This is a genomic window from Staphylococcus arlettae (assembly GCF_025560845.1).
Lineage (GTDB): Bacteria > Bacillota > Bacilli > Staphylococcales > Staphylococcaceae > Staphylococcus > Staphylococcus arlettae.
This window is the reverse complement of record NZ_CP094803.1, coordinates 1765174-1781419: the sequence shown is the minus strand read 5'-3', so window position 1 is coordinate 1781419 and position 16246 is coordinate 1765174. Positions and strand designations below refer to the sequence as shown.

Here is a 16246-nt window from a genome sequence, read left to right as displayed (position 1 = left end):
TAGTAATAAGTAGTAATTTTTTAACACATACGGACAAAAAGGAGATTAAGAAAATGAGATACCTATACAATAGTGGCAATAGATATGGAACAGTAGTAACTAAAGAAAATGCACATCGTGTGATTATGGATTATCCACGTGAAGTATTTAATTTTACCGATGAAGAACTACAGCGATATATGGCAGATAACGATTTAGGATTTAACGCAATTGATTTCAACGATATGACAATGGAACAACTAGAAACAGTATTAATGTGGTGTAAGCAGTTAGAACCTATTAAGACAGTTAATGAAAACTATTCGAGCTATAACTTAAAGCACATGTTTGAACGTGAACCCTATGGCTTTTATATCTCAAATAGCAATATGAAAGAAGCGATGGCACTTGCAGGATTTAAGCCTAAAAGTGCTGATGATCTAAACTGGTTTTATCCAATAAGTGAGCGTAGTATTAAATAACTTTAAAAGTAAGCTTTTCAATTGAAGTTGTATAGCTACAAATCATTAACAGATATTAAAGATTGTTTATATCCATATAATTAAAGGGGGCATGCACATGTGGTATAGAGATGTGGTTAATCAAATTGTTGCCAGATTACCGACCGATATAAGTAATGTATCAGAGAGTTATTTAGATACTGTAATCAAGCGATATGTAACTAGGCGTGAAGATATTGAAGAAGTGAAGCAATGTATTAATGAAATGAAAAGCAGTAAGCAAATTAAAACGTATAAAGATTTTATAACTAAAAAATAAGGGAGTTTTTAAAATGACTAAAGTAAATGAAAAATCAATCGAAGTATTTAATAAGGTAATTGAACCAAAGGTAGAGAATAAAAAACATGTGGCTTTAGAAAAAAGCAAAGTCACTGACAAATTAAAAGAATTTGATTTTAAGATGTCACATTATCGAAATGAAAATGATTACGCTATGATTGCATCACTTAAAAAAGAACAAGGAAAACTTGAAGATGAAATTGTAGCATTACATGAGCAAAGTGAAGATGACAATCATAAATTATTAGATGAAGATATAAAAGCATTTAATGTTGCGTATGATAAAGAGATTAAAGAATTAAAAGATAATAACAGTAAACTAATACAAGAATTCAATGAAAAATTAAATGGTGCATATGAAGTATATGAGAAGATTGCAGCTAATAAAGTAGAGGCTATTCGTAGAGCATCAAGACGTAATTATATGAATACAGCAATAAATAACCCAGACCAATGGAGATTGAGTTTACAGCGTAATACGAATTTAGTTGATGATCCATTTAGAACGAATACTGACCCAACTACATTAGCCAATATTTTTAAGGAAAAGTTATTTAATATAAATGGTCGTGCTGATTCGGAATACAACAACGGAAATCATAAATGGTAAGAGGGGGAATATAAAATGAGTTACACAGTATTAAGTCCAATAAAACAAGATTATGCACTAGGCTTTGATGAAAAGAAGAATACTATTATTTTAAAACCATTATATTCAAATTCACAAGTTGGGATTGCTACAGTTGATGGTGTGGCTAGTTCTGATATTAATTATAAAAAAGGTTCTCTAACTAGAAGAGTGTTTAAAAATTTTAAAGATACTGATGGTATCAATATTGTAATAAACAACAATGAGCATTCATTTGTTGCAAACAGTAAAGATGCAGGCGTACTTACTGTTATTAAAGAAGAATTTATAGGCTTTGGTATTCAAGTAGATAGAGTGAAAGATAAGGGCGAGGGATTAAAAGAATTAATAGACATAGCTAAGAATAAACGTTCAGTGTCAGTACAATGTTACGCTACTATGCTAGGTATGGATAATACAACAATTGGCAATGTTGATAAGATTGAATTAGTATCGGTGAACACAAAATAAATAAGTTATAAAATAATGTTGTTATAATATATTTTGTGTAGTATAATGTAAGTAGGTAGAAATCTACCTTGAATGCTTTATAAAACATTCAACTAATTCTTCTGGTATCGGTTGTTTAAACGCTTGTTCTTGAAAGTTGTATACTTCCTTTGTACGCCATCATCACTTGTTCTGCTCTTATACTTGTGGTGGTGGCTGTTTTAATATCAAGGTTTATTGTAAAGGAAATAGTATTGGTTGATTCTAGTGTTAAGCAATCATATTTAAACATGTTATTAGATCATGATTAACATATTGATAATGAACATTGATTCAGAAGAGAATAATAATAAGTTGTTGTGATGTTAAGTTAAGAAGTAGTTAAGATAGATTATGATAGAAGTTGTATTGAACATTAATAAAGAGATTAGTTCAATGATGATAATGATTAAGTTGTTATATCAACAATGTTAATAAGATAAATAAAATGTATTTAACTAAATGATTAGATCATAATGAATTCATTTATATTATCAATAGAAGTTTGATGAATGAAATAATTTTGCTGAACAAACTTAAAAGATAAATGATTTCAAAATGTTTTTGTTCTTTCATTTGAAATTTAATTTAAAACAAATTATAAAAAGAAGATTAATAAACAATTATAAATAAACATTCAATATGAACATGAATACAATAAGTATCTTCATACTTATTCATAGGTTAAAGGCTTAATAGTGATAATAGGTTAATAGCAAATAGATTACTAATACAATGGTTATAAATTTTCCAATTATAATGACGTATTTTGAGAATGAAAACATTTATAGTTTGAGTTGAATTATTTAACTAAATAAAGTTATAAAATGAAATAAATATCATAATGATTAGTAATACAAAACATTTGAAAATGGACTTCATAGAAGGCATTTAGAGCTTGTTTTAGAGCATATAACAACACTGTGATTAAAGCTATATAAATAATAAATGCACGTCATAATCGCGCAGCTATTACCATCTAAGCATTACTAATATAAAAAGCCAGGGGTCTGTTAGGCGCTCATGTATTTTAAAAAGATTTGTAATCGATCGATACTTAATCTTAACCGAATGTTGAAAATGAAAGTTGAAAATGTGTAAAGTAAAATAACTTTACTTAATAGAATGCATAAGAAAGGGGGAGTTTTAATGGCTCAAAGAAAGTTATTGTCACAACAAAAGAGTAGATTAACTACAGAAGTGCAGGAAACGAAACAAGCTACAGAAGAGGCATTGCAGCAATTAACAAAACTATCACCAGAACCTCCTGAATGGCTAGATGATACGGCTACAAAAGAATGGCATAGGATATTTCCATTACTACAAGAATTGCCTGTAGCTAGTTTAGATTTAGCATTAGTTTCTGCTTATTGTACAGCCTATTCAGATTACATCAATGCAACTATACGTATGAAAAATGAGGATGCAATTATTGTTACTGAACGTGGTACAAAGCTTAATCAGAATCATGCTATAAAACGTGATTCGTTATCTCAATTAAATAGCATTGCCCCTAAGTTAGGGCTAACTGTAGAATCACGATTAAAAATATTAGATCCTTCAAAAGAAAAGACAAATGATAAATCAGTATATGAAATGTTTGGCATTGATGATAATGATTAATTTATAAAATTCTAGGAGGGCTACTATGATATTAAAACATTGTAAATCAGTTTTGTGGTATTACGAAGAAAAGAAAATTACTGAATATGAATTGTTAACGCATTATAACCCACAGTTCATTAATAGTAAGATTCGAGCAATACAGGAACAAATCGATGCAATGTATCACTTAAATACATCTCATATGAGTTGTGATGATGTGATGGGTGTAATTTCAGTTTCATATCCAATAGAGAAATTAGTTTTATGGATTATAGATCAAAAAGAAGAATTGAATCGTTTTAAAAATAGTAGTACTAAGAAGTTAAATTTGTTAAAGAAAATCATCCATAATTACACACCTAAAGAGCAACAAGAAGTGATGAGATACTTTAAATCTAATGGTAGTAACAAGCCATTAAAGACGATTGATAAGTTACAGGAAGATTTATATAAAGTACATCATCATAAGCGTTTAGAGCGTAATAAACAGCAAGAAAAAGAGAGTGAAGTCATTTATAAAAACTTTGTAATAGAAGTTAAAAAATCATTAAATAACGAACATGAGGAGTTGGTTGTGTGATTAGAAGTTTAAACGATGTGGATTATCCTATATTAGAACGCTACATGCGTAATTATCATAGTATGGTAGATACCTATAAGAATAAACCTGGTGATATGAATGAACTTCAATATATGAACCTAGAATCGATTGTAAAAGGCGTTACTCAAGTTTATAACGATAGTGATGTGAAAGTGCAGCAGATTATTAAACTCACATGGTGGGATGATAAAAAGTACTCAGATGAAGTTATAGCTGATGTGATGGGTGTTAGTGAATTAACGTTAAGACAAGCTAGAAAAGTTATATTAAAGCGTGTTGCAAAGGCAGTAGATTATGTATGAGGTATGATAAAGGAACAGTAAAAGAGTTTATATTGAATTACCACAAGACAATAGAAAACGATAAAACATATGACAATGATATTGATATAGATGATTTCTTTAATGTGAATGATCAAATAACTACAGATGAGTTAGATGATAACAATATTAACGATGTGATATTTTTCAATGAATTGGAATCTGTTGTAGAAAGAGTAGCAACTGAAAAAGAACATAATCTATTTTTACTATTATGTAATGGTGTTACCTTTGAAAAGGTAGGAAATATATTTGGTGTTCAGGCGCAACGAGTTAGGCAGATGTTAAATAAGTTGTTGGATAAGTTGGAGTAGATATTATTTAAATCAATTATATTAAATAGTACTATTCAAGAGAAAAATAATGCTATACTATATATAAGTAAAAATAAAAAAAGAGTACAAATCTTTATGAATATAGTATATAAGGAGGGAAAGAAGATGAATGTAGCAGAAAGAAATACACAAGTATATTACAATCAACTTTTTGATAAAGAAATCGTGGATCTTTTTAATAACAATCAAATACTTGAATCTTTAGCGGTTACTTCAGATGAATTTTCCATAAATATAGATAAAATAATTCAATCCTTAGATATTCAAATAATTGAGGAATTTATGGAATACGATTGTTCCGGAAGGATTGATATTCCTAATCGTAAGATGTATATAAACAAAAATCATTCAGAAAACAGAAAAAGATTTACAAAAGCGCATGAATTAGCACACTACTTATATAAACATAAGGGAACCAATCATAGAACTCAAGATATTAATTCATATACTGATGTTAAAGACTTTGAAAATGAGAGAAAAGCTAATACAGTTGCTGCAAATATATTAATGCCTAGAATGCAAGTAGAGGCGCTATATGAAATGTTTTTATCAGATAATAACTTGGATTTTGGGTCTCCGCTAAATTCATCTCAAAAAGACGAATTATATAATATTATGTCAGATAAATTATTCGTATCTAAATCAGCAGTTAGCTATAGATTAATGAATTTGGGGATTTTATAGTAGTATGAATAAATTTACGTATGAAGATGTAATAAGCAAATATAAAGAAGAAGATTATTTTGATAAAATTATTATAAAGGTTAATATCGAGATTAATGACCCCCATAAAGGAAATGTAGCTAGTTATAAAATTGATAACTTAGAATTAAAAATAGATGATAATTTCAAAAATGAAAAACTACTAAAAAAAGTTGAAAGAATAAAAAAAGATATAGAAAATGATATAATTTCATACAGAAGCAATAATAATAAAGAATGGAATATTTTTTATTTATATAAAGAATTCTTTCAGAAGTTAGAAGAAGATTTTAATTATTATAGAGGGCAATGCACAGATTGGGAAATGTTACCTGGAATTATAAGAGAAAATGTAAATACTAAATTACGAAATGATTTTGAATTTATATACCAAGATGTAATGTACAGGTATCCAGATGTGATAAAATATTATCCTCCTATAGCTAAAAGTAAAATTATTAATAAGAGAGAACAACAATTAGCGCATTTACAACACTATGGTTTGAAAACAAGTTTGATCGACATTACTGAAAATCCATATATAGCATTGTTATTTATGGTTTCTGATACAAGTAAGAAAGATTTTAAGAATGCTATTATTGATTTTTATTCCATAAATCAAATGGTTCATACAGAAAAAAATTTGTTTAGTAGAGTGAAAATGTTAAAAAGTAATTCTAGACTAATTGCTCAAAAAGGTGCTTTTTTTAATTTTGATAAAATAGCATTAAGAGATTTACCAACTCAGATTCATAAAATACCTTTAGTTAGATTACAGTTGAGTTTTAACTTTAAAGAACTTGAGAAAACATCAAAGCTATTAGAGGATAGTAATGTTAAACTTGAAAGACTAAATAAAAAACTTTATGATGCAGATAAAATTGAAAATATTGAAAGTAAAGTTTTGAGAGATTTATTTGAACAGCAAAAATATAGAAAAGAATTAAAAACTGAAATAAATTCTTTGAAAAAATACTTTGATGATATACTTTTAGATTCAATCAGGTTTCAAATAAAAAGTAAATTATCTGAATATCATTATATTGAAAGTGAATTATTCCCAGATTTGTATAAATATATCGGATATATTCAATCAGGATATGATTCAGATAAAGATATAAAAAAACCAAACCTCGAAAATATAGATGATAAAAGTCAAAATACTAAACAAAATTTACGTAAGTTACTTAATAAAGAAAATAAAAGTTAAAATATTATTGTTTAAAAAAAATAATATTATGGCTGATTGGGGCAGGCACGTACCAGATGCTTGCCCTATTTTTTTGTGTGAAATGCAATTTTGAATTAGCATGGTATAATTGATATAAAAAGAGGTAATACAATGATTTTAGAAATGTTAGGCGGTTTTCTATCGGGTGGAATAGCTGTAGCGTTAGTGAACCAAGGCTTACAATTTTACAGAGAAAAAAAGCAAAGGATAGTCGAAAATAAAAGTTTTGTAATGAAAGAAAAATTAAAAGTGATTAATGAACTACAATTAGAATTTAAAAATTTCGAATACACTACAGGAATAATCATTTTAGAAATTAGAAACTATATTAATTCAAATATAGAAAATGAAGAAGTCGAGAAGCAAAAAGTTAAGAAAATTAGGGATACGATACAACAATCAAGTATTAATACACCTAATTACTTAGGAAATCTTGAATTGTATCTAAATTATTTTCCAAACTTAAGAAAAGTAATAAATGATAACGAATTATTTGGGGTACAAGGAGAGATTATAACAACTTGTTGGTCTGCTGAAAATAAAAATGATAAATATTTCGTTAAGAGGATTAATGGTATAAAAGACGAAAATATAGAACGGAAATTTTTCGAGAATACAAAACAATTTAAAAATCTAATGCATGAAGTAAAAATAAAACTAGGACAAGAAGTTACTGAGATATTAGGAAATTTAGAAGAATGATAAGTTTACATATACGAACAAACATTCTATCATATTCATGAGGTGATTATAAATGGAACCAAATTTAGATTGGAATAAAGATTTCCAAGAATTCCAGGATATTTTGAATTCAGGAATACATCCCGAATGGTTATATAACGCAAAAGCAAATATGATACTCAACCCTTCATACACAGGACAGGGCAAACAATTTTTCTTTACTAAAGATATTATTAAAGCTAGTAAAATAGTTCCTTTTTATTAAATAGAACATTGAAAGAAGGTATATAACATTAACAAACAATTTCAAAAAGAAAAACTGTGGAGTAGATATAAATACGAAGTTTTATGGCATGATCAAAACGCTTATAATGATATTAGATTTTTGATGAATAATGATGTTGAAATTGAATTAGTTCAACAAAAAATTCAATACGCCTTAAATAAGCAGCCTACTAAAGGCTCAATAATAAATGCTTATTGTCATATGTGGGGATATTTTAAAAAAATAAGTACTGAACAAGAAAAGCAGTTATTTATAAAACTAAAGACAGATTTTGAAAATCGTATTATAACAGAAAAAGTATTAATTGATTTTATCAAGAAATTAGCCGACTTATATGAAGTCACTTATTTAAAACAATCTACTATTATAAATAAAGCCCACCTAAATGAATAGGTGGGTTGTTTATTTATCTTTGAATAGGAAGAATTATTGTGAGAACCAAACGAACAACTATCCGTAAATTGATTTCTCGATGCAGCACAGAGTGAATGTCAGAACTATATATTGAGTTATTTAATGTAACAAAAGCTATTACTCAAAAATGAGTATGTATATTGTTTAGACAAAAGTGTTTAATCAATATGTAAAAGTACACGATCAAAAATGACCACTTACTGTTATCCAAAAAAGACTAGCAGGTATTGTTCAAAATTTAAAAAGTTGTTTATAATAGTATTGTCATATAGTGAGGTGTGTAATGAGAACAGAAAAAGAAATGATGGACTTAATTCTTAATATTGCTAAACAAGATAAAAATATAAAAGCAGTATGTATTAATGGATCTAGAGTTAATGAAAATATTCAACCAGATATACATCAAGATTTTGATATTGTTTACATTGTTGAAAATTTAGAAGCTATGGTAACTGATTTTGAATGGATAAATCAGTTTGGCAATAGAATAATAACTCAATTTCCAGAAGCACAAGATTTATATCCATCTGAATTAGAAGAACGATATCCAATATTAATGCTGTTTGACGATTACAATAGAATTGACCTAACATTATTATCTAAACATAAAATACCTGAATACTTAGAAGAAGATGATTTGATAGAAATACTTCTTGATAAAGAAAATTTATTACCCAAAAACAAAAGTGTTAGTGATTCTAGACACTGGATTAACAAACCATATCAGAAATTGTTTGATGAATGTATAAATGAGTTTTATTGGATTTCTACGTATGTAATGAAAGGAATATGGAGAAATGAACTGCTATATTCAATAGACCATTTGAATATTTGCAGAAGTATGTTACTTATGATGCTAGCATGGGATGAGGGAGTAAAATATAATTTTCAAGTTAATTTCGGTAAGAGTTATAAATACTTGCCTAACTATATAGAGACTTCTAAATATGAAAAATTGACTTCCACTTATCCTCATTTGGATATGACTGAAATAAAAGAAGCATTATTTAAAATGATTGAAATATTTGATTATGCAACAGTAAGGGTCAGTAAGAAGTGTGAATTAGAATATGATATAGAACGCTATGCAGAAGTGAAGAATTATATTGGTTATAAAATTTGAACTAGTAAATTTATGTGAAATTAACTACGCACAAACTAATATTATTAAGTATCTCACGCATACGGGAATGAATAGCGTTTGGGGAAAATATGGGGAAAGTAATTTGAAATACTATGAAAAGGTATAATAAAGAAATTACTAAACTTACTGTTATTAAGCTATTTTGAAATACTATAAAACAGTATGAACAGTAAATAAATCCCTTCCAGGACGCTAACAGAGCTTTATAGCTCACAATTAAAAAAGAAACCCCATTATGATGGGGTTTCTTTTCAGACTGTCGACAAAGTCTCCGACTTTGTTGGCAGTTTTTTTATGCACGCTTTCCGCGGGCACTGCCTTAGCCTGTAGTCTTCGGCTAGTGATATTCCCGCAGGAGTCGGCATAAATTACTGCCAATATTACACAAAAACATTATAATATATGTAAATTAAACAGTGGTGGTGTTTATTATGTTGAATAAATCAATTGATAAAAGAGATCAATATGAAATGATTTCTATCTCTGAATTAGTCCCTAATAATCATTTATTACGTAAAGTCGATGCGATATTAGATTTAAATTTTGTGTATGAACTTGTCGAAGACAAATATTGCCTTGATAATGGTAGACCATCTATAGATCCTGTTATTTTAGTAAAAATATTACTCATACAAAGGTTGTTTGGCATTAAATCAATGAGACAAACAATTAAAGAAATAGAAACAAATGTAGCTTACCGTTGGTATTTAGGATATAGCTTTTTAGATAAAGTACCTCATTACGGAACTTTTAGTAAGAACTATACACGTCGTTTTCATGATACAGATTTATTTGAACAAATATTTGAGAAAATACTAGAAATAGCTATCAAAAATAACTTAATAGATCACTCATCTTTATTCATTGATTCTACACATATTAAAGCAAATGCAAATAAGAATAAATACATCAAAAAAATTGTAAAAAAAGATACACTTCACTTCCAAGAAGAATTGGATAATGAAATAAATGAACAAAGGCGAGCACAAGGAAAAAAGCCAATAAAAAATAAAAGCAAGGAGGAATATAAAACCAAAAAAGTAAGTACGACTGATCCAGAAGCTGGGTACTACGTTAAAGGTGAACGAGAAAAGCAATTTGCTTATAGTTTACACGCATGTGTAGATAAAAATGGTTATATTATTGATAAGCACGTGACACCTGGTAATATTCACGACAGTACACAACTCAAACCAATGATTGAAAGATTGGAAACCAAGCAGATGTTGCCTATCACATTAGCAATTGATTCAGGTTATAAAACACCTTTTAATGCACACTTTTTGCTTGAAAAAGCAATTGTACCAGCAATGCCATATACGAGACCTAAAGGAAAACCTGGTTTTTTCAGAACAAAAGATTTCATCTACGATGAACATTATGATACTTATATTTGTCCTAATGATGAAACTTTACTATATAAAAGAACAATGCCAACAGGACACAGATTATATGTATCAGATGCTTCAATATGTCGAGACTGTCCACTACTAAATAAATGTACTGAAAGTAAAGATGCCATAAAACAAATTAGAAGACATGTTTGGCAAGATGATTTAGATATAGTTGAAGATTTAAGGTTTGTGGATACAATTAAAAAACAATATAAAATGCGAAGTCAAACAATAGAGAGAAAATTTGGCGATGCAAAAGAACAGCATGGTATGAGATGGACGAGATATAGAGGACATGACAAAGTTTCCATGGATACCACGCTAATTTGTGCTGCCATGAATCTTAAAAAAATCGCAATGTGGCTAATAAAAGGCCCAGTAATGGTCTGAAAGACCACTGCAATTTTGAAAAAAACTATAAAAAAAGAAAATAAATAAACCCTTCGCATTAACTTGCGAAGGGTTTGTCCACGTTCTGAAAAGAAACCCCATTATGATGGGGTTTCTTTTTTTGTTATACAATGCCACACTATAGAAAATAATAATCACTATATAAAAGAATAGATATTCTCAAGTGAAGCAAACTTGAGAAAATGATGATTAGAAATTATAGAGCAATCCTATACGACATATGAACTTAAGACTGTATTTTTTATGTACACTTATATTATGGTATGAAGTTATGATTATTGGTATAATTGATAGTTTTCGTTTATGTTTAGTGCAATGTATTTCGGTGTATTGTTGTAGTATTAAAGATAAGGGGGATTAGAAATGAAATGTGAAGTGATTTTAAAAAATGATAAAACAATTTATGTAGATGATTTTAATTGCATTGAATATACTGATGGGTATGATGCTGAAACGAAATTATTTGAAAATAAAGATTTCGGGGGCTTAGATTTGCTAGACGATGTTACATATACAATTATTGGCAGTAGTATCATAAAAGTTAAAGGAGAACAAATTCTTTATTTACATTTTAAAAAATAAGTATCTCATCTAATCAGGATTGAATAGCGATTGGGAAAAATATTTTGAATAACTACAGAAAAATATAAAGCAAATGAATACTTGATTTTGTTTAACTAATAAATGAGTGTATAAATCAACTATAATTATAATTTCTATCTAATATAGTAGATGTTTTATCCTTAAATCAGTACAACATGAGTTATGTTGTCAATCATTCAACTAATTTTAGAAATAATAAGCGTAAGAGGAATAGTACTAACAAAGCAACTAAGAACGCAATATGTTATATTTTAGCTAATAATCTTTTTTGGATATGCAAATAAATCTTGGCAACAAAATATATTGCCAGGTGTGTTAGTTAATAAAAAGGATGCACAAGAATCACTAAATTGGGTTAAGTTTATTGACCAAGACGAAAATTGTGTAGAAGTAATAGCAAATCATGATACGAACACAGAACCACATACAATAGTTTTATAATTTTGGAAAGAGTTAATGTAAGGTTTTTTTGTACAACCACCTATTATGATCAATGGGTGGTTGTTTTATGTGCGTCGCTAGTATGAAAGTTTAAATGAATATGACTCGAAAAAATATTTCATTATTTCGAGATGTAAAATAACTACTTTGTATATGGACAGTTTATATTTAGAAGTAGTGATCAAAACTATTTGAAATCGTAAAAATTAGTATATAGCAAAACTAGGCTAAATCTCATAATTGATAGAACTTTATACATCTAAAATTAAAATATCGTAATAACTAAAAAACAGCACCAACTCTAAAGAGTAAATGCTGTTTATTCTTAAACTTGAGATTGGCAATAATACTAAATGTTTGTCGATAGGATATATCGACTAAATACAGTGTAGCAAATAAAAGTGAAAAGAGCGTAATAGTCATTACAATAGTAAAAAAAGGGACACTATAAGTAATATGGAGAGTAGTTTGTGTAACAAGATTTAGTCATTTGATTCAGCATCATCCACTGATGAAATGAGCTTTTACTGTTCAATTTAAAAATTTTACTTTTAAATTGAATGATATTTACGTATTTATAAAGAGAAGCTTATTATATGAATAGTCTTAAAAACTATAATTTAAAAAAAGATACATAAATAACAATGTTTGGACGAAGTATTAACTTTTAATATAGATGGCATAATGAGCTACACACTTGAATAAAATAATTTACGTTTTGTATTTATCATCGTATGACGTGATTTTATAAATACTAAGTAATGTGAGATTAATAAAGAAATAAGCATGTTTAGTAATAATTAGTAAATATGAAGAGGAGTGGTTTTATAGATTACCGTTATAATATACATACTAATTGTATGGAAGTATTTGGAAACAGTGATGAAGTTAAAATTTGTTTCGTCGCTGCGGGTACTATTGCAATTAAAAAGGATATGAATTCAATTCAATATAAGCAGGGTGAAATCTTTGTACTTACACCTTATGATCAATTACCACTCATTAAATTTACTGGTGTGTTAATAGAATTAAGTATGAACGTGCTTATTTTCAATAGGTTTGCTTTTTATAACATAGAGCATGAAAAGAGTGTTTACTCAGAAAGACATGATTTTTTGAAGCGGCATTTTTTAGAAGTTATATCATAAATTAAAAAACAACAGTGGTTCGATGCTGATGTTAGTGTTATAAAACTTATAAATTATGTGCGTATGTATAATTATTATAATCCAGACGATATTAAGGTTCTGAGTCCTGTAATCAAACAAGTATTGGATTATATTAACGTTAATTATAAGCAAGGTTTAACACTAAACGATTTAGCACAGCAATTTTATGTAAATCCAAGTTATCTGTCGCGACTATTTTCAAAAGAGATGAATATTACTATGGGAAACTATATCAAGAAATTTAAAATATATAAAATAGCGTTGGAGATGTTAATAACTCAAACTACTGAAGGCTTCTATGAAAAGTACGGATATAAAAATTATTCAACGTATAATAAGAATTTTAAAAGTGTATTTGGTGTGCCACCTGAGCAGTTTTTACAAGATAGGAAAAAGTTGAAGGTAAATGACAATAGGTACAAAAACTTTACTGAATTGAAAAATTTTTGTGATGGTATAGAAACTGCATAAATGAATAGCAAAATAGTTCTAGTGTAAATTACACTTACTAAGAAAATATAAAATCAATATGATAAGTAAAATATGTAATTTGCATAAAAAGTAGCGCGCTTTCTGAACTATCATAGTGAAGTGAAGTATGAAACACGTATGATGATATTTTTATTATTATAATTTAATTGTATGAAAATTTAGATTTATAACAAAAGCACATGGATTTTTGTTAGTTATAGTAGCAAAATAAATTAACTAAAGTAAATTTATAAGCTTTGTACATGCGATTATGTAGCTAATCAACTCCATTTTGTGAATAATGTAATAAAATGTGTATATCTATGTAAGTATATAGTCTTATTATTTATATTACTATTTCTTTTCAATGAAATTAATGATATATTACAAATATGTTACATGTTATTGTGTAAACTTGTAACTAAAAAGTTCTCTACATCTAGTTATGCTCAAACTAAGATGTAATTTAAATTACTTCATGTTAATGAACAAAGACATTCATTTGTAAAGGCAATCGGTTGCGATTGCCTTATTTTAATAATCTTTATAAAAATTATACATTTTTTAATTGTGCAGTAATCGTATTGTAAATTGAATATGCTATTATCTGTGGAGTAACAATTAAAGATAGAAAAATAAGCTTGTCTGGAGAGATGACATTGAAGGATAAATTACAAAAAAGTTTAAATAAATATGTTGAAAATGGCAAACTTGAACAAGGTTTGTATAAAGTTAATGACCAAGTAAGAAAAAGAAAAGGTAAGGATTTTTCTAAATATATTGATAAAATAATGAAGAAATTACAACACAAATAATTGTTGCTAAGTATAATTAATGGATTAACAGTAAATAAAAATTATTGTGGGCTAGGGTATACACCTTAACCTTAGACTGTCGACAAAGTTTCTGACTTTTGTTGGCAGTTTCTTTATGCACGCTTTCCTCGGGCACTGCCTAAGCCTGTAGTCTTCGGCGGGTGCTATTACCGCAGGAGTCGGCATAAATCACTGCTAATATTACCCAAAATATTATAATATATAAATTAAACAGTAGTGATGTTTATTCTGTTAATTAATTGGTAAAAGATAGCAATATGAAATGATTTTTGATTATGAATTAGTTACTAACAATCATTTGTTGCGCTATGTTGATGCGATATTAGTTTTAAATTTTGCATATAGGCTTGTCGAAGACAATATTATGCTAGGGTATACACCTTAGTCTTTTTCTATATTCGATAAATTGTTAAACTAATCTTATAGGTAGCATAGATTGGAGATTAAGATATGACTAGAAAAACGGTACTTCTAGATTTTGATGACACATTGGTTAATTTTAACGACGCCGAAGAATTTGCTTTTTATGCTTTGGCAGAAAATTATCAATTAACATTAAATGAACAAGATTTAATAACATTCAAAGAGATTAACCAAGCGCATTGGGAAGCATTCCAAAATGAACGTTTAACTAAGGAAGAGGTATTGAGTAAGCGATTTGAAGCTTATTTTGCATTACATAAAATGAATGTCAATGGTGCTCATGCCGATCAAGTTTTTCGAGACGCTTTAGCAAATGCGCCTTTAAGTTATTTTGAACATACTTTAACTACATTACGTCAATTAAGCAAAGTGCATGATTTGTATATTGTTACAAATGGCGTATTAGAAACCCAAGAAAAGCGTATTGCTAAGTCTTTATTTAAAGATTATTTTAAAGGCGTCTTCGTATCAGAACAGACAGGTTTTCAAAAGCCAATGCCCGAATTTTTTGATTACGTTTTTAATACAATTGGCCATGAAAAACGTAAAAATAGTATCATTATAGGAGATTCTTTAACTTCGGATATTCTCGGTGGGAAAAATGCAGCAATTGCAACCTGTTGGTTTAATCCAAGACAGAATACTAATAATACACAAATACATGCTGATTATACTATTCAATCATTTGATGAATTATTAACTATTATATAGAAAAAGGTTGTGTAGCAAAAAGCCACACAACCTTTTATTTTATGGTTCCCATGTTAAAATGTCATGGTTTTCATTATTTTGTTGCTCTAAATCTTTAAAGCCATGTTTAAGGAAAAATTGCTTAGATTGATTACGAGCAATGACTTTTATAGGCAAATCTTGAGATTTTGCGAAGTCTAATAGATTAGTACCATAACCACGATTTTGGAAGTCTTTTAATACTTCTAATTTCCAAATTACTAAATAATCATCGAAGTTAGGGAAGTGTTCTTCTTCAACTTCTCCTTTTCTATATAAAGCCATCCTTGCACCGAGTCTATCACCGACGTAAACGCCGTAAAATGGAGAGTCGGAACTAGCGTCAATCATTTCTCCACGAAGCTCATCTACAAGATATAAATCTTTATTTCCGAAGTTTCTAAAATCTTCGAATAGTTCATCAGTTTTATAGTTAATATCAAGACGCTTTACTTCAGACATAGCATCTTCCCCCTTTTTAGTATTAACTTTATTATACCTATTTCTATTATATTAGTACAATAAACAATGTTCTAAACGTATATAAATCATT

General features: G+C 28.2%; 20 protein-coding genes. 19 read left to right on the top strand and 1 reads right to left on the bottom strand.

Going from position 1 to position 16246, the window contains the following annotated elements; genetic code table 11:
• Positions 1 to 53: 53 nt before the first annotated feature.
• The 19 genes from MUA37_RS08705 to MUA37_RS08615 all read left to right on the top strand — a co-directional run bounded on the left by MUA37_RS08705 (position 54) and on the right by MUA37_RS08615 (position 15675).
• Positions 54 to 461, top strand: coding sequence for a hypothetical protein (locus MUA37_RS08705; RefSeq protein ID WP_262624513.1), 408 nt, complete (start codon positions 54 to 56; stop codon positions 459 to 461).
• A gap of 97 nt (positions 462 to 558) precedes the next feature.
• Entirely contained in the window at positions 559 to 759 is a 201-nt protein-coding gene (locus tag MUA37_RS08700; RefSeq protein WP_262624512.1) for a hypothetical protein, read from the top strand.
• A gap of 13 nt (positions 760 to 772) precedes the next feature.
• A complete protein-coding gene (locus tag MUA37_RS08695; RefSeq protein WP_262624511.1) occupies positions 773 to 1390 on the top strand; it encodes a hypothetical protein in 618 nt (205 codons plus the stop codon).
• Between the two features lie 15 nt (positions 1391 to 1405).
• On the top strand, positions 1406 to 1879 hold the full coding sequence (locus tag MUA37_RS08690) for a hypothetical protein (protein ID WP_262624510.1): 474 nt from the start codon (positions 1406 to 1408) through the stop codon (positions 1877 to 1879).
• Between the two features lie 1167 nt (positions 1880 to 3046).
• A complete protein-coding gene (locus tag MUA37_RS08685; RefSeq protein ID WP_041079930.1) occupies positions 3047 to 3520 on the top strand; it encodes a phage terminase small subunit P27 family in 474 nt (157 codons plus the stop codon).
• A 25-nt stretch (positions 3521 to 3545) separates the two neighbouring features.
• Complete coding sequence (locus MUA37_RS08680) at positions 3546 to 4082, top strand: pathogenicity island protein (RefSeq protein WP_262624509.1); 537 nt, start codon at positions 3546 to 3548, stop codon at positions 4080 to 4082.
• A complete protein-coding gene (locus MUA37_RS08675) occupies positions 4079 to 4405 on the top strand; it encodes a cyclin family protein (protein WP_262624508.1) in 327 nt (108 codons plus the stop codon). The genes MUA37_RS08680 and MUA37_RS08675 overlap by 4 nt, the downstream gene beginning before the upstream one ends.
• Positions 4402 to 4737: a sigma-70 family RNA polymerase sigma factor gene (locus MUA37_RS08670; protein ID WP_232198138.1), complete on the top strand. Its 336-nt coding sequence runs from the start codon at positions 4402 to 4404 to the stop codon at positions 4735 to 4737. Before MUA37_RS08675 ends, MUA37_RS08670 begins: the two co-directional genes overlap by 4 nt.
• A gap of 126 nt (positions 4738 to 4863) precedes the next feature.
• Positions 4864 to 5442, top strand: a complete 579-nt coding sequence (locus MUA37_RS08665) for an ImmA/IrrE family metallo-endopeptidase (RefSeq protein ID WP_232198137.1) — start codon at positions 4864 to 4866, stop codon at positions 5440 to 5442.
• A gap of 4 nt (positions 5443 to 5446) precedes the next feature.
• The gene (locus MUA37_RS08660; RefSeq protein ID WP_232198136.1) at positions 5447 to 6670 is read left to right on the top strand and encodes an FRG domain-containing protein; all 1224 of its coding nucleotides are present in this window, start codon (positions 5447 to 5449) and stop codon (positions 6668 to 6670) included.
• Between the two features lie 132 nt (positions 6671 to 6802).
• Positions 6803 to 7393, top strand: a complete 591-nt coding sequence (locus tag MUA37_RS08655) for a hypothetical protein (protein ID WP_262624507.1) — start codon at positions 6803 to 6805, stop codon at positions 7391 to 7393.
• 52 nt (positions 7394 to 7445) lie between these two features.
• Entirely contained in the window at positions 7446 to 7637 is a 192-nt protein-coding gene (locus MUA37_RS08650; RefSeq protein WP_015900763.1) for a hypothetical protein, read from the top strand.
• A gap of 27 nt (positions 7638 to 7664) precedes the next feature.
• Positions 7665 to 8051 (top strand): YbgA family protein, encoded by a 387-nt coding sequence (locus tag MUA37_RS08645; protein ID WP_316965048.1) that lies wholly within the window; start codon positions 7665 to 7667, stop codon positions 8049 to 8051.
• Positions 8052 to 8355: 304 nt separating this feature from the next.
• Positions 8356 to 9195 (top strand): aminoglycoside 6-adenylyltransferase, encoded by an 840-nt coding sequence (locus MUA37_RS08640; RefSeq protein ID WP_262624506.1) that lies wholly within the window; start codon positions 8356 to 8358, stop codon positions 9193 to 9195.
• 452 nt (positions 9196 to 9647) lie between these two features.
• Positions 9648 to 11000 carry an IS1182 family transposase gene (locus MUA37_RS08635; RefSeq protein ID WP_021459431.1) on the top strand — a complete coding sequence of 451 codons (1353 nt, stop codon included), beginning with the start codon at positions 9648 to 9650 and terminating at the stop codon, positions 10998 to 11000.
• Positions 11001 to 11384: 384 nt separating this feature from the next.
• A complete protein-coding gene (locus MUA37_RS08630) occupies positions 11385 to 11603 on the top strand; it encodes a hypothetical protein (RefSeq protein ID WP_002510900.1) in 219 nt (72 codons plus the stop codon).
• 1673 nt (positions 11604 to 13276) lie between these two features.
• On the top strand, positions 13277 to 13705 hold the full coding sequence (locus tag MUA37_RS08625; RefSeq protein ID WP_262624505.1) for a helix-turn-helix transcriptional regulator: 429 nt from the start codon (positions 13277 to 13279) through the stop codon (positions 13703 to 13705).
• Positions 13706 to 14364: 659 nt separating this feature from the next.
• Positions 14365 to 14520, top strand: coding sequence for a hypothetical protein (locus MUA37_RS08620; protein WP_172604822.1), 156 nt, complete (start codon positions 14365 to 14367; stop codon positions 14518 to 14520).
• A gap of 471 nt (positions 14521 to 14991) precedes the next feature.
• On the top strand, positions 14992 to 15675 hold the full coding sequence (locus MUA37_RS08615) for a YjjG family noncanonical pyrimidine nucleotidase (RefSeq protein WP_002510902.1): 684 nt from the start codon (positions 14992 to 14994) through the stop codon (positions 15673 to 15675).
• A 39-nt stretch (positions 15676 to 15714) separates the two neighbouring features.
• Here MUA37_RS08615 and MUA37_RS08610 read toward each other — a convergent pair whose 3' ends face one another.
• Positions 15715 to 16155, bottom strand: coding sequence for an N-acetyltransferase (locus tag MUA37_RS08610; protein ID WP_002510903.1), 441 nt, complete (start codon positions 16153 to 16155; stop codon positions 15715 to 15717).
• Between the last annotated feature and the right edge of the window lie 91 nt (positions 16156 to 16246).